General features: G+C 62.3%; 11 protein-coding genes. 1 reads left to right on the top strand and 10 read right to left on the bottom strand.

The genetic code is table 11. The annotated features are described in order from the left end of the window. Positions 1 to 38: 38 nt before the first annotated feature. From trpE to FIV38_RS27700, 10 genes are all read right to left on the bottom strand, one after another. Positions 39 to 1520: an anthranilate synthase component I gene (gene trpE, locus FIV38_RS27750; RefSeq protein WP_092239447.1), complete on the bottom strand. Its 1482-nt coding sequence runs from the start codon at positions 1518 to 1520 to the stop codon at positions 39 to 41. A gap of 68 nt (positions 1521 to 1588) precedes the next feature. Then, entirely contained in the window at positions 1589 to 2407 is an 819-nt protein-coding gene (locus FIV38_RS27745) for a phosphoglycolate phosphatase (RefSeq protein ID WP_092239449.1), read from the bottom strand. Continuing rightward, on the bottom strand, positions 2404 to 3078 hold the full coding sequence (gene rpe, locus FIV38_RS27740; protein ID WP_092239451.1) for a ribulose-phosphate 3-epimerase: 675 nt from the start codon (positions 3076 to 3078) through the stop codon (positions 2404 to 2406). The genes FIV38_RS27745 and rpe overlap by 4 nt, the downstream gene beginning before the upstream one ends. A gap of 84 nt (positions 3079 to 3162) precedes the next feature. Continuing rightward, positions 3163 to 4311, bottom strand: a complete 1149-nt coding sequence (locus tag FIV38_RS27735) for an iron-containing alcohol dehydrogenase (RefSeq protein ID WP_029296779.1) — start codon at positions 4309 to 4311, stop codon at positions 3163 to 3165. A 216-nt stretch (positions 4312 to 4527) separates the two neighbouring features. After that, entirely contained in the window at positions 4528 to 5355 is an 828-nt protein-coding gene (locus FIV38_RS27725; RefSeq protein ID WP_092239453.1) for an ABC transporter permease, read from the bottom strand. A gap of 12 nt (positions 5356 to 5367) precedes the next feature. Beyond that, positions 5368 to 6615 (bottom strand): ABC transporter permease, encoded by a 1248-nt coding sequence (locus FIV38_RS27720; protein WP_029296786.1) that lies wholly within the window; start codon positions 6613 to 6615, stop codon positions 5368 to 5370. Positions 6616 to 6780: 165 nt separating this feature from the next. Further along, positions 6781 to 7821 (bottom strand): ABC transporter substrate-binding protein, encoded by a 1041-nt coding sequence (locus tag FIV38_RS27715; RefSeq protein WP_092239455.1) that lies wholly within the window; start codon positions 7819 to 7821, stop codon positions 6781 to 6783. Between the two features lie 46 nt (positions 7822 to 7867). Further along, positions 7868 to 8980 (bottom strand): ABC transporter ATP-binding protein, encoded by a 1113-nt coding sequence (locus tag FIV38_RS27710; RefSeq protein ID WP_029296791.1) that lies wholly within the window; start codon positions 8978 to 8980, stop codon positions 7868 to 7870. Positions 8981 to 9271: 291 nt separating this feature from the next. Next, complete coding sequence (locus tag FIV38_RS27705; protein WP_029296794.1) at positions 9272 to 9901, bottom strand: response regulator; 630 nt, start codon at positions 9899 to 9901, stop codon at positions 9272 to 9274. Between the two features lie 137 nt (positions 9902 to 10038). Then, positions 10039 to 12432, bottom strand: coding sequence for a PAS domain-containing sensor histidine kinase (locus tag FIV38_RS27700; protein ID WP_175581910.1), 2394 nt, complete (start codon positions 12430 to 12432; stop codon positions 10039 to 10041). A gap of 61 nt (positions 12433 to 12493) precedes the next feature. On the opposite strand from FIV38_RS27700, the gene FIV38_RS27695 reads away from it, so the two are divergent. Further along, complete coding sequence (locus FIV38_RS27695; RefSeq protein WP_092239457.1) at positions 12494 to 13471, top strand: alpha/beta hydrolase family protein; 978 nt, start codon at positions 12494 to 12496, stop codon at positions 13469 to 13471. Positions 13472 to 13620 lie beyond the last annotated feature (149 nt).

The following is a 13620-nucleotide window of genomic DNA, read 5'->3' as shown; positions in this document are numbered from 1 at the left end:
CACACAAGCTCGCCCCACAGTTGGATCTGGATTGGCCGTCAGTCCTGCGGGGTCTGCTCGGCCAACGCCACCGCACGGAACATCGCCCGGCGCTTGTTCAAGGTTTCTTCCCACTCAAGGGCCGGCACCGAGTCGGCCACGATCCCGCCGCCCGCCTGCACATGCAATTCGCCATCCTTGATCACCGCCGTGCGGATCGCAATGGCGGTGTCCATGTTGCCATTCCACGCAAAATAGCCCACGGCGCCGCCGTAGACACCGCGTTTGACCGGCTCCAGTTCATCGATGATTTCCATCGCGCGGATCTTAGGTGCACCAGACAAGGTGCCCGCCGGCAGAATCGCGCGCAACGCGTCCATTGCCGTCAACCCGGCCTTCAGCTCGCCGGTGACGTTGGAGACGATGTGCATCACGTTGGAATAACGCTCGATCACCATTTTCTCGGTGAGTTTCACCGAGCCGATTTCCGAAACGCGCCCGGTGTCGTTACGCCCCAGGTCGATAAGCATCAAGTGCTCGGCGATTTCCTTGTCGTCGGACAACAGGTCTTCTTCGAGCGCCAGGTCGGCCTCTTCGGTGGCGCCACGGGGCCGGGTGCCGGCAATCGGGCGCACGGTGATGAGGTTATCTTCGACACGTACCAACACTTCTGGCGAGCTGCCCACCACGTGGAAGTCGCCAAAGTTGAAGAAGTACATGTACGGCGTAGGGTTGAAGCAACGCAGCGCCCGGTACAGGTCGATGGGTGCCGCTTTGAAGTCGATGGACATGCGTTGCGACGGCACCACTTGCATGCAGTCACCGGCGAGGATGTATTCCTTGATGGTATCGACCGCGCGCTCGTAGTCATCCTGAGTAAAGCTGGAGCGGAATACCGGGTCGGCCGCCGGCGGACGGCTGAGGTCCAGACCGCGACGTGGGGTGATCGGCTGGCGCAGCTTGTCCAGCAGGGCCTCGAGGCTGGCCTGGCCTTGCTCGAAAGCATCGGCCTGGGCCGGGTCGGCGAGGACGATCGCGTGCATCTTGCCGGCCAGGTTGTCGAACACCACCACCGCGTCGGAAACCATCAGCAGAATGTCCGGCACCCCCAAAGGATCGGGGTTTGGGCATTTGCCCAGGCGCTGTTCCACGTAACGCACGCAGTCGTAGCCGAAATACCCCACCAGGCCGCCATTGAAGCGCGGCAGGCCAGGGATGGTCGGCACGTTGTAGCGCGCCTTGAACGCTTCGACGAAGGCCAGCGGGTCTTGCACATCGTGGCTTTCGATCTCGACGCCGTCATGGGTGATGCTGACGTGATAGTCATGCACCCGCAGGACCGTGCGGCACGGCAGGCCGATGATCGAGTAACGGCCCCACTTTTCACCGCCCTGCACCGATTCCAGCAGGTAGGAATTGGGCTCGTCGGCCAGCTTCAGGTAGATCGACAGCGGCGTATCGAAGTCGGCCAGGGTTTCCCGGGCCATGGGGATACGGTTGTAGCCGGCAGCGGCCAAACGCAGGAATTCTTCGCGGATCATGAGGTGCCTCGTGGCGTGAGGGTCTAACGGTCAGATATGCAAACGTGCCGCAGCGCGGCCAGGATCAGTCAGGCGCGCCAACGCCAGCGGGCCAGGGCCTTGATGACTTTCATCCAGAGTTTGCGAGTGACCACCACGATGGGATTTCCAGAAAGGGATGGGACGGCGTCGGGCAACGTTATCTCAGCGCCCGCTCCCAAGCAACCGGGGATTAGCAGTCGCAGGTCGTCAATCACCAGCGCCGGCGACTCTTCAGCAATCGGCCGGCCATGGTTATAGCCGTAGCTCAGGGCCACGCACTGCACGCCGGCCGCTTTTGCCGCCAGCACATCACTGCGTGAATCGCCGACAAACAGCGATTGGGACGCCGGGATGTTGGCCATTTTCATCACGAAGAACAGCGCCGCCGGATCAGGCTTTTTCTGCGGCAGAGTATCGCCACCGATGATCCAGCGGAAATACCGGCCGATCTTCATCTGGTCCAGCAGCGGCGCAACGAAGCGTTCCGGCTTGTTGGTGATCAGGGCCATTTCCACGCCCTGCTTGTGCAACCACTTGAGGGTGTCGCGTACGCCGGGGTAAACCACGGTCAGTTCGTGGCCGTCTTCGTAGGCGGCGTTGAACAATTCCAGCGCGTGCTCGGCCTCCACGTCATCGACACCCTCGGCGTCGATATGATTGGCCAGGGCCCGGCGCACCAGCATCTGCACGCCGTTGCCGACCCAGTCGCGCACCGACTCGATACCCACAGGCTTGCGCCCCAGTTTGAGCAGCATCTGGTCCACCGCCACTGCCAGGTCCGGCACCGAGTCGACCAGGGTGCCGTCCAGATCAAACATCACCAGCCGTGGCAACTTGCCGGGGAACAACTGCTCAAAACCGCTCATGGACGCGCCAGCGCCAGTTCTGCACGCATCTTGGCGATCACCGCCTGATAGTCAGGGGTGTTGAAGATCGCCGAGCCGGCGACGAAAGTGTCGGCGCCCGCCGCCGCGATGTCACGGATGTTGTTGACGTTGACCCCACCGTCGATCTCCAGGCGGATATCGCGGCCAGAGGCATCGATCAGCGCGCGGGCTTCACGCAGCTTGTCGAGGGTGCCGGGGATGAACTTCTGCCCGCCAAAGCCCGGGTTGACGCTCATCAGCAAGACCATGTCGACCTTGTCCATCACGTACTTGAGCGTGTCCAGCGGCGTCGCCGGGTTGAACACCAGCCCGGCCTTGCAACCGCCTTCGCGGATCAACTGCAGGGAACGGTCGATGTGCAGCGTGGCTTCCGGGTGGAAGGTGATGTAGGTCGCGCCGGCGTCAATGAAGTCGCCGATGATGCGATCCACCGGGCTGACCATCAGGTGCACGTCAATCGGCGCGGTCACGCCGTATTTGCGCAGCGCTGCACAGACCATCGGGCCGATGGTCAGGTTCGGCACATAGTGGTTGTCCATGACATCGAAGTGCACGAAGTCGGCACCGGCGGCCAACACGTTGTCCACTTCCTCACCCAGGCGGGCAAAGTCGGCGGAGAGGATCGATGGAGCAATAACGAAGGGCTGCATGACGCACCTTTTCTGAGCTAAATCACGATGGCGCGCATTGTATACCTCATGCTTTGCTGCGCGCACCGTGACCTGACTCAATGGCTAATAGGCGGCGCGGTAGATTTTCTCGATATCCGCCGCACTGAGCTTGCGCGGATTGTTGCGCATCAGCCGCTCGATTCCCGCGGCCTCTACCGCCATGGCCGGGATCGCCTCCTCCGGCACGCCGAAGCTGCGCAGGCCCTGGGGGATCTCCACTGCGGCACATAGCCGCGTCATCGCCTCCACCGCCTGGTCGGCAGCGTCGTTGAGACTCAAAGCGCTGACATTCACGCCCATGGCCTGGGCAATATCCTGCATGCGCTCGACACAGGCCAGCTTGTTCCAGTGCATCACGTAGGGCAGCAGCAACGCGTTGCTCACCCCATGGGCAATATTGAAGCGCCCGCCCAACGGATAGGCCAGCGCATGCACCGCGCCCACCCCGGCATTGCCGAACGCCATGCCGGCCATCAGGCTGGCGGTGGCCATATCGTCACGCGCCTGCAGGTTGGCCGGGTTGGCATAAGCCTTGGGCAAGGCCTTGGCAATCAACTTGATCGCACCGATGGCCAGGGCATCGGTGATCGGCGAGGCGTTCAGCGACAGATAGGACTCGATGGCATGCACCAGGGCATCCACGCCACTGGCCGCCGTGACACTGCGCGGGCAGGTCAGGGTCATTTGCGGGCTGATCAACGCGACATCCGGCAGCAGATAGTCGCTGACGATGCCTTTTTTCAATTGCGCGGCCTTGTCTGAAAGAATCGCCACATTGGTCACTTCCGAACCGGTGCCGGCCGTGGTGGGAATCGCAATCAGCGGCGGCCCCTTGCGCGGCACCTGGTCCACGCCGAACAAATCCGCGAGGGCGCCGTGATAACCGGCATAGGCGGCAACGCTCTTGGCGATATCAATGGCACTGCCACCGCCCACACCGATCAGGCCGTCATGCCCGCCTTCGCGGTAGACCTGCATGCAGTCTTCGACAATGGCGATCTCCGGGTCGGGCAACACCCGGTCGAAAATCTCATAGGGACGATCCCCCAACTGCGCCAACGCCAGTTGCACCGTACCGGACTTGACCAGCGCGGCATCGGTGACGATCAGCGGGTTATCGATATCCAGCCGGGTCAGCTCGGCGGCCAATTGTTCGATGGCGCCTGGGCCGGTGAGCAATTTATGGGCGATCTTGAATGAGGAGGTACTCATGTGCGCGGCCTCTTATAAGTTGGGGGGCTGGCACAAGAATAGCTGGGGAATATGGGTTGTCTGCCATTCAGCGGCTGAATGGTCGGATGACTCCAGGCAGGCACGCTCACTGTAGGAGCTGGCTTGCCTGCGATGGTATCGGCTCGGTGTGTCAGGTGTACCGAGGTGATGCCATCGCAGGCAAGCCAGCTCCCACAGGTGATCGGGTTTCAGCAGTCAGACCTGCGCGGTGCGCAGTTTTTCGCTGCGCCCACGCAGCCATTCCAGGGTCAGCAGCAATACCACCGAGAAGGCAATCAACAAGGTCGCCGCCGCGGCAATGGTCGGGCTGAGGTTTTCACGGATGCCGCTGAACATCTGCCGTGGCAAGGTTGCTTGCTCGGGCCCGGCGAGGAACAGCGTCACCACCACCTCATCGAAGGACGTGGCAAAGGCAAACAGCGCCCCGGAAATAACCCCCGGCGCAATCAACGGCAAGGTCACCCGGCGAAACGCGGTCAACGGCGATGCTCCCAGGCTGGCCGCCGCCCGCACCAGGTTATGGTTGAACCCCTGCAAGGTCGCCGACACCGTGATGATCACAAAGGGCACGCCCAACACCGCATGCACCACGATCAGCGAAAAGAAGCTGTTGCCCAATCCCAGCGGGGCAAAGAACAGATAACTGGCCACGCCGATAATCACCACGGGCACCACCATCGGCGAAATCACCAGGGCCATCACCAGCGCTTTGCCGGGGAAATGGCCACGGGTCAGGCCGATGGCCGCCAGCGTACCGAATACCATCGCCAGCACCGTCGCTGCCGGGGCGACGATGATGCTGTTCTTCAAGGCGCGCATCCATTCCGCCGAGGCGAAGAAGTCCTGGTACCAGTGCAGCGAAAACCCCTGCAACGGGTACACCAGGAAACTTGCGGAGTTGAATGACAGCGGGATAATCACCAACACCGGCAGGATCAGGAACAACAGGATCAGGCCGCAGAGGATCCGCAAGCTGTAGAACCACACCCGTTCGATGGGTGACATGTAAGGACTGCTGGACATATCAGGCGCTCCTCAGCTCAGGCGCAGGCGGCTGGCGCCCACCAGCCAGTTGTAGATCAGGTACAGCACCACGGTCGCCAGCAGCAGCAAGCCGCCCAGTGCAGTGGCCATGCCCCAGTTGATGCTGGTGTTGGTGTAGAACGCCACGAAGTAGCTGACCATCTGGTCGTTCGGGCTGCCCAGCAGCGCCGGGGTGATGTAGTAACCAATCGCCAGGATGAACACCAACAGGCAACCGGCACCGACCCCCGCATAGGTTTGCGGGAAGTACACCCGCCAGAAACTGGCAAACGGATGACAGCCCAGGGAAATCGCCGCGCGCATATAGGTCGGTGAAATACCCTTCATTACGCTGTAGATCGGCAAAATCATGAACGGCAGCAGGATATGCACCATGGAGATGTAGACCCCAAGCCGGTTGAACACCAACTCCAGCGGCTTATCGATGATGCCCATGCTCATCAGCGCGCCGTTGATCAAGCCACCGGACTGCAACAACACAATCCACGCGGCGACCCGCACCAGCACCGAGGTCCAGAAGGGCAGCAGCACCAGGATCATCAACAGGTTGCTCTGCCGCGCCGGCAGGTTGGCCAGCAGGTACGCCAGCGGATAGGCCAGCAACAGGCAGCACACGGTAATCACCAGGCCCATCCAGAAGGTGCGGGCGAAGATATCGAGGTAGATCGCCTGGTCCGGCGTGGCCGGGGCGACTTCGCCCAGGTCGTCGATCCGATGATCGACCGCCGCCAGCAGGTAGTAAGGCGTCAGGCTGCTGGTATTGCGGCGGATTGCCTGCCAGTACGCGGGGTCGCCCCAGCGTTCGTCGAGGTTCTCCAGCGCTTCTTTATAAGAGGCCGGCACTTCGCTGAACGGCAGCGCCCGCGCGGTTTTGGTCAGCAGGCTGCGATAGCCCGCCAGTTCCATGTTCAGGCGCTTGGACAGATCGCCCAGGGTCTGGTTTTTGCGGGCTTCGCCAAGGTCCTCGCTGATGGCCTGGTACACCGGCTCGCCGGGCAAGCCACGACCATCCCAGGCCGTCACCGCCACCACGGTGCGCGGCAGGCCGGCGACCACCTCCGGGTTACCGACGCTTTTGTAGAGCAGCGCGACGATGGGCACCAGGAACACCAGCAGCAAAAACACCACCAGTGGCGCGATCAGCGCCTGGGCCTTCCAGCGGTTAAGCCGCTCGGCACGCGCCAGGCGCTGCTTCAAGCTGGGGGTGGTGACCTCGTTCGAGGGAACGGCGATGGCCATGGCAAACTCCGGGTAACGAAAATAAATGCAATCTGCTGAACAACGCAGATCCCCTGTGGGAGCGGGCTTGCTCGCGATGGCGGCCTGTCAGTTGACTCATGTGTAACTGATACACCGCCATCGCGAGCAAGCCCGCTCCCACAATGGGTTATGTGGCGCGGCTTATTACTTGGCGGCCCAGGAATTGAAGCGCTGCTCCAACTGCTCGCCGTTATCCGCCCAGAAGCTCACATCGATCTGCACCTGGTTGGCGATGTTTTCCGGGGTGGTCGGCATATCCTTGAGGACGTCCTTGGCCAGCAGCGGCACGGCTTGGGTGTTGGCCGGGCCGTAGGCGATGTTTTCGGAGTAGATTTTCTGTTGTTGCGGGGCGACCGAGAAGGCGATGAATTTCTTCGCCACGTCTGCGCGTTCCTTGCTCAGGCCCTTGGGAATCGCCCAGGCATCGAAGTCGTAGATGCCGCCGTTCCACACCACCTTCAGGTTGCTTTCTTTCTGTACCGCAGCAATCCGGCCGTTGTAGGCCGAGCTCATGACCACATCACCCGAGGCCAGGTACTGCGGCGGTTGTGCGCCGGCTTCCCACCACTGGATCGACGGTTTGAGTTCATCGAGTTTCTTGAAGGCGCGGTCCTGGCCATCTTTGCTGGCCAGCACTTTGTAGACATCCTTGGGCGCCACGCCGTCGGCCATCAGGGCGAACTCCAGGGTGTATTTGGCGCCTTTGCGCAGGCCACGCTTGCCCGGGAAGTTCTTGGTGTCCCAGAAGTCTGCCCAACTGGTGGGCGCAGTCTTCAGTTTGTCGGCGTTGTAGGCCATCACTGTGGACCACACAAAGAACCCCACGCCGCAGGATTGGATCGCGCCTTTCACATAGTCGTCGGGGTTGCCGAACAGTTTCGGGTCCAGCGGTTCGAACATGTCTTCGTCACAGCCACGGGACAGTTCCGGCGACTCGACTTCCACCAGATCCCAGGACACGCTCTTGGTGTCGACCATGGCTTTGACCTTGGCCATCTCACCGTTGTACTCGCCAGCGATGATCTTGCCATTGCCCGCGCTTTCCCACGGGGCATAGAAGGCCTTGACCTGAGCCGCCTTGTTCGCGCCGCCAAACGACACCACCGTCAGGTCGGTACCTGCCATGACCTGTGAAGCACCCGCCAGGCCAATGGCCAGGGCGGTCAATTTCAGGGATCTCAACATTTATTGTTCTCTCCACGTGCAGGGTTGGGTGAAGCCAAGGGGGCGATCAATTCGCCTCTAGAAGTGGGTCGAGTGCGCGAACGTGCTCGACTTGCCAGCCAATCGGAACCACATCGCCGACCGTCAGTGCCGGGTCCAGCTCGGCGATCGGTTGTTTCACAAAGAAATCAGCCTTGCCGCAGACTTCCAGGCGCACACGTACGTGATCGCCCAGGTAGATGAATTCGGCCACCCGGCCCGAGAAGCGATTGCTGCAGCTTTCGCTGGAGCCATTGAGGCTGACCCGTTCCGGGCGCACCGACAGGGTTACCGGGCCGCCGATCTGCCCGACATTCACCGCCAGCGCCTCGACCTTCTCGCCCCGCGCCAACTCGACCACGCAACGCTCACCGGTGTGGCTGTGCAGGCGGCCGTTAAGGCGGTTGTTCTCACCGATGAAGTTGGCGACGAAGGTGTTTTTCGGCTCTTCATACAAGGTGCGCGGCGGTGCGATCTGCTGGATCTCGCCCTGATGGAACACCGCCACGCGGTCGGACATGGTCAGCGCTTCACCCTGGTCGTGGGTCACGTAGACCACCGTCACGCCGAGGCGCTGGTGCAGGTGCTTGATCTCCATCTGCATGTGTTCACGCAGCTGTTTATCGAGGGCGCCGAGGGGTTCGTCCATCAACACCAACTGCGGTTCGAATACCAATGCACGGGCCAGCGCGACCCGTTGTTGCTGGCCGCCGGAAAGTTGCGCGGGGTAGCGCTGGGCGAAGGCGTCGAGTTGCACCATGCTCAGCACACGCTTGACCCGCTCACTGACATCGGTCTTGCTCAAACCCCGGACTGTCAGGGGGAACGCCAGGTTCTCGGCCACGGTCATGTGCGGGAACAGCGCGTAGTTCTGGAACACCATGCCAATGTCGCGCTTGTGCGGCGGCACGTTGTTGATCGAGCGTCCGGCCAGGAGGATTTCCCCGGCGGTCGGCGTTTCAAAGCCCGCCAGCATCATCAGGCTGGTGGTCTTGCCCGAGCCGGACGGGCCCAGCAGGGTAAGGAACTCGCCTTTGCGAATGTCCAGGTTGAGGTCTTTGACGATCAGGTTCTCGCCGTCGTAGCTCTTCTGCACACCACGAAAGCTGACCAGCACATCATTTGAATCCACCTCGCTCATACCCGCACCTTTGTGTTTTGGAATGCTGTGGAGCAAGCGTAGTCCAGGCGCCAGCCCACGAAAATCGGGGCGCAAGAGAGATTGGCATCAGCGCGGTGGAAGGTTCGGGGTAGGGATTGCCCTACACGGATGGCGGGCATGGGACAGTTGAGCGGCCAGGAGGACGCGACAAGCCGCAGGCATGGGCTGCGGGGTGCTGCCGGGGTGTCGCAAATAGATACGCCTCCCTGTAGGAGCCCGGCTTGCCGGCGATGGCGCCCTCAAGATAGCCACCACCGGCAAGCCGGGCGCCTACAGGAGTTTGTGCTCCATCGCGTACTTCACCAGTTCTGCCAGGGAGGTGATGTTGAGCTTTTGCATCAACCGCGCCTTGTGGGTGCTGATGGTCTTGCTGCTCAGGGCCAGTTGCTGGGCGATATCGTTGACATTGGCGCCCTGGGCCAAACGCTCGAACACCGAGAATTCACGCTCGGACAATAGCGAATGCAAGGGCCGGGCATCGGTGAGGCCGACTTCGAACACCATGCGGTCGGCCAGGTCCGGGTCGATATAGCGCCCGCCCGCGGCCACCTTGCGAATCGCCGTCAACAGCAGCGCCGGATCACTGTCCTTGGTCGCGTACCCCGCCGCGCCGACCTTCAACGCCCGGGCAGCCATTTGCGCTTCGTCATGCATCGACAGTACCAGGATCGCCGGCGGATTGTTCAGAGCGCGAATCCGTGCAATCGCTTCCAGGCCATTGACCCCAGGCATCGAGATATCCAGCAACACGACCTCGCATGGTGTATGGCGCAAGGCTTCCAACAGCTGTTCGCCATTCCCCGCCTCGCCCACCACCAGTAGATCCTTGGCCAGGCCGATCAACTGCTTGATGCCCTCACGGACGATGGTGTGGTCTTCGGCTACCAATACGCGGATCACAGGACTTTCCTCTCTATAACGATTAAACGCCAATATTCAAAATGTGGGAGCGGGCTTGCTCGCGAATGCGGTTTAGCAGCTTATGCATCCGCTGACTGTGACACCGCCATCGCGGGCAAGCCCACTCCCACAAGGGCCTAGGGGGCATCCAACGGCACCGTCACGCTCAGGGTGGTGCCCTCCCCCAGTTCGCTGTCCAGGCTCAACTGCCCGCCCATGATCAGCACCCGCTCGCGCATGCCCACCAGGCCAAACGACACCGGCCGCCCCGGCGCGGCGACAAAGCCTGCGCCATCGTCGCTGATGGTCAGCCGCAGATTGGCGCCCTCCACCGCCAGGGTCAGTTCCACAGTATGCGCCTGGGCATGGCGCATGACATTGGTCAGCGCCTCTTGCAGGATGCGGAACAGGCCAATGGCCTTGGCGTCGCTCAACGCCGGAAGGTTATCTGGCACTTGCACCAGGCAAGGGATCTGCGTGCGCGCCTCAAAGCGCCGCGCCTGCCATTCAATGGCCGAGGCAATCCCTGCGTCGAGAATCGGCGGGCGCAGCGCGGTGGCCACATCGCGCACCAGTTGAAACAACTGGGCGATCAGGCGCTTCATACTGTTCAGGCGTTCGTGCAGGCCGGGGTCCAGTTGCGCGTAGGCCAGCTCGCACATGGAGGTTTCCAGTTTCAGCACCGTGAGCATCTGCCCCAGCTCATCGTGGACTTCGCGGGCAATCCGCGCCTTCTCTTCCTCGCGCACCGTCTCCAGGTGGGCTGACAGCTCGCGCAGTTGCGCACGCGAGGCATCCAGTTCCAATTCAATTCGCTTGCTGTCGCTGATGTCCCAGACGATCCCGTCCCAGACCACCGCGCCATCCTCCAGGCGCCGGGTAACGGCCTTGATCTCGGCCCAGCGCTGCTCGCCCTGGCGAGTGAGGATGCGGCCCTGCCACGACCAGTTACTCTCGCTGTCGATGGCCTGGTCCTGGGTCTGGTGGTAACTGGCGCGGTCATCGGGGTGTACCAGGCTGCGAATCCCCACATCGCGATGGCTGAGCACGGACGGCGAGTAGCCCACCAGGCGCTCGCTGCCTTCGCTGATATAGGCGAAGTCGATATCGGCACTCAGCGCCAGCCGCTCCAGGCGAAAGACCATCCCCGGCACATTGGCGGCGATGCCTTGCAAGCGCGCTTCACTTTCCTGCAGGGCGGCCAATGCGCGGCGGCGCTCGGTAACGTCGGTGAGGTACACCACCAGGTATTCGCCACCGGCAAAACGCAGGAAACTCAGGGACACATCCGTGGGCAACAGGCTGCCATCCGCACGCAGGCACTGGGTGGCGAAGCTCTGGGGGCCGTCTTCGCTGGCTCGCGCGCGCTTCCACAGGTTCAGCCAGCGGTCCATGCTCAGGTTGGGTTCGAACTCGATCAACGGGCGTTCGATCAGCGCGCCTGGGGCGTAGCCGAGCATGGCTTCGGCGGCGACATTGGCATAGCGCACATGGCTGTCCCAATTGACCCAGAGGATACCGACGGTGCTTTGGTCGATGGAAAACTGGGTCAGGCGCAAGGCTTCGGCACCGGCGGCGCGGGCCGCGCTTTCTTCGCGGGTGGCCAGCAACTGGTGCTCCAGGGCATGTTTTTGCCGACGCTGCCACACAGCGACCGCCAGGCACGCGAGCAACAGCAGGCCCAGCAGCAGGCTGAGGTTTTGCCAGAACCCCGGAGATTCCGAGAGCCGCGGATATTTGGGTTGCAGCCAACGGGCGTGCAATTGCTCCAACTCACGGGCGGGAATGGCCCGCAGGCCGCTCTCGACAATGTCCGCCAAGGGTGGCCAGTCCCGCCGCGTGGCCACCCGCAGCAGTTGCGGCAGGCCAATATCACCGACCACCGCCAGGCCGGCGAATTCGGGCTCGACCGACAGCCGACTCAACTGCGCCTCATCGATCACCGCATAGCGCGCCTGCTGGCTGACCAACAATTGCAGGGCCTGGCGCTCCAGGGGCACGCCTTGCAGGTTCAGGTTGGGGTAATTGCTGCGCAGGTATTCGGCCACGGCACTGGGCATGCGCACCGCAACCCGCGAGTGTTCGTCGAGCTTTTCCAGGTCCACTGCGCCGCTGCCGTCACGAATACCCACGATGTGCTGGGGCACACGCATATAGGGGTCGGAAAACAGCCACAGGCGCAGGCCGGCCGGGGTTTGCAGCAGGCCAGGCGCGAGGTCGACCGCGTCCTCACGCAAGGCGTCCTCCAACTGCTCTTGCGTGGGGAAGTTGCGCCAGGTCAGTTCGATATTCAGCGCCTTGGCCAGCGCCTGCATCAGCTCGACATTGGCCCCGGACAAGCGCTGCAGGCGCCGGTCGTATTGTGCGTAGGGTGCCTGCAACACCACACCGACCCGCAGTTGCGGGTGCTGCGCCAGCCACTCGCGCTGCTGGGCACTGAGCACCGCCGGCGGCACCACGGAAGCAGGCGCGGCACTCGCCATCAAGGGAAAGCACAGATAGCCGATAACCAGCAGACAGCGAAAAATCATCATTCACATCTCACATCCAACCCATTAGGCTGCCGGGATCACTTCTGGCCGGGATTCCACTATGCCCCTGCTTCACCGTTCGACACTGCCAGCATTGTGCCTGTCGCTACTGTTTACCAGCACCTTTTGCGTACAGGCGGCTGATACCGCGCCGGCTACCGCCGAAAAGCCACCGGAACGCCAGCCGTTACCCGAGCGCAGCCAAGAAGAAGCCAGCGCCCTGGAGCGGCAATTGCCGCCTCAGGAACAGCAACAGTTACAGGCCGGCGACGAGTCGTTCCTGGCCCTGTGGAAACCAGCCAACAGCGCCGAGCCGCAAGGTTTGGTGATTATCGTCCCCGGCGCCGGAGAAACGGCTGACTGGCCGCAAGCAATCGGGCCTTTGCGCCAGAAATTACCGGATGCCGCCTGGGGCAGCCTGAGCCTGTCGCTGCCCGACCTGAGCCTGGACACCCTGCCACCTCGGGTCATGCAGGCGCCCGACGCGGCCGTCGACACCAGCAGCAAGGATGCCAGCAGCGCCGCACCCAAGCCGATCGAACAAGCGGCCAGCGCCGAAGCCGAGGGCACCGATCCGGTCGTGGTTCCCGGCGTGGACGAGCAGGACAAGACCGATGCGACACGGATCTTCGCCCGTATCGATGCCGCTGTCGCCTATGCCCAGACCCAGAACGCCCGCAGCGTCGTGCTGCTGGGGCACGGCACCGGGGCCTGGTGGGCAGCGCGCTACCTGAGCGAAAAACAACCAGCCCAGGTGCAGAAATTCGTTATGGTCGCCGCGCAGACGCCGGTGGGTCGTCAACCGGACCTGCAACAGTTGGTGCCGGCCTTGAAGTTGGCGACTGCCGATGTCTTCTATCAGGACAGCGCCCTGGCAAGCAAACTGGCGCTCGAACGCGGCCAGGCGAGCAAGCGGCTGAAGAATGACAACTATAAGCAGGTGTCGTTGAAGACGATCCCCGGCAATAGCGCAGCGGCCCAGGAACAGTTGTACCGGCGGATTCGCGGCTGGTTGAGCCCGCAAAACAGCGCAAGCTGATCCCAGCGTGGCGAGGGGCTTGTTGTGGCGAGGGGGCTTGTCCCGGTACAAACCGGGGACATCGTTTACATTTCTAACCGGGGACATGGTTTACAGGTTAATACGCATGGTCAGGAGGTATCTGATCATGCCCTGGAACCAAGAGTCCC

The sequence above is a fragment of the Pseudomonas proteolytica genome (assembly GCF_007858275.1).
Classification (GTDB): domain Bacteria; phylum Pseudomonadota; class Gammaproteobacteria; order Pseudomonadales; family Pseudomonadaceae; genus Aquipseudomonas; species Aquipseudomonas proteolytica.
Note: the sequence above shows the minus strand (reverse complement) of the source record. Positions and strands in the feature narration are given on the sequence as shown.

Bases quoted from the DNA above. Each gene is read 5' to 3' on its own strand.
- FIV38_RS27745 (WP_092239449.1), bottom strand. From the start codon at position 2,407: ATGAGCGGTTTTGAGCAGTTGTTCCCCGGCAAGTTGCCACGGCTGGTG.
- FIV38_RS27710 (WP_029296791.1), bottom strand. From the start codon at position 8,980: ATGAGCGAGGTGGATTCAAATGATGTGCTGGTCAGCTTTCGTGGTGTG.
- FIV38_RS27715 (WP_092239455.1), bottom strand. From the start codon at position 7,821: ATGTTGAGATCCCTGAAATTGACCGCCCTGGCCATTGGCCTGGCGGGT.
- FIV38_RS27695 (WP_092239457.1), top strand. From the start codon at position 12,494: ATGCCCCTGCTTCACCGTTCGACACTGCCAGCATTGTGCCTGTCGCTA.
- FIV38_RS27720 (WP_029296786.1), bottom strand. From the start codon at position 6,615: ATGGCCATCGCCGTTCCCTCGAACGAGGTCACCACCCCCAGCTTGAAG.
- FIV38_RS27700 (WP_175581910.1), bottom strand. From the start codon at position 12,432: ATGATTTTTCGCTGTCTGCTGGTTATCGGCTATCTGTGCTTTCCCTTG.
- FIV38_RS27735 (WP_029296779.1), bottom strand. From the start codon at position 4,311: ATGAGTACCTCCTCATTCAAGATCGCCCATAAATTGCTCACCGGCCCA.
- rpe (WP_092239451.1), bottom strand. From the start codon at position 3,078: ATGCAGCCCTTCGTTATTGCTCCATCGATCCTCTCCGCCGACTTTGCC.
- trpE (WP_092239447.1), bottom strand. From the start codon at position 1,520: ATGATCCGCGAAGAATTCCTGCGTTTGGCCGCTGCCGGCTACAACCGT.
- FIV38_RS27725 (WP_092239453.1), bottom strand. From the start codon at position 5,355: ATGTCCAGCAGTCCTTACATGTCACCCATCGAACGGGTGTGGTTCTAC.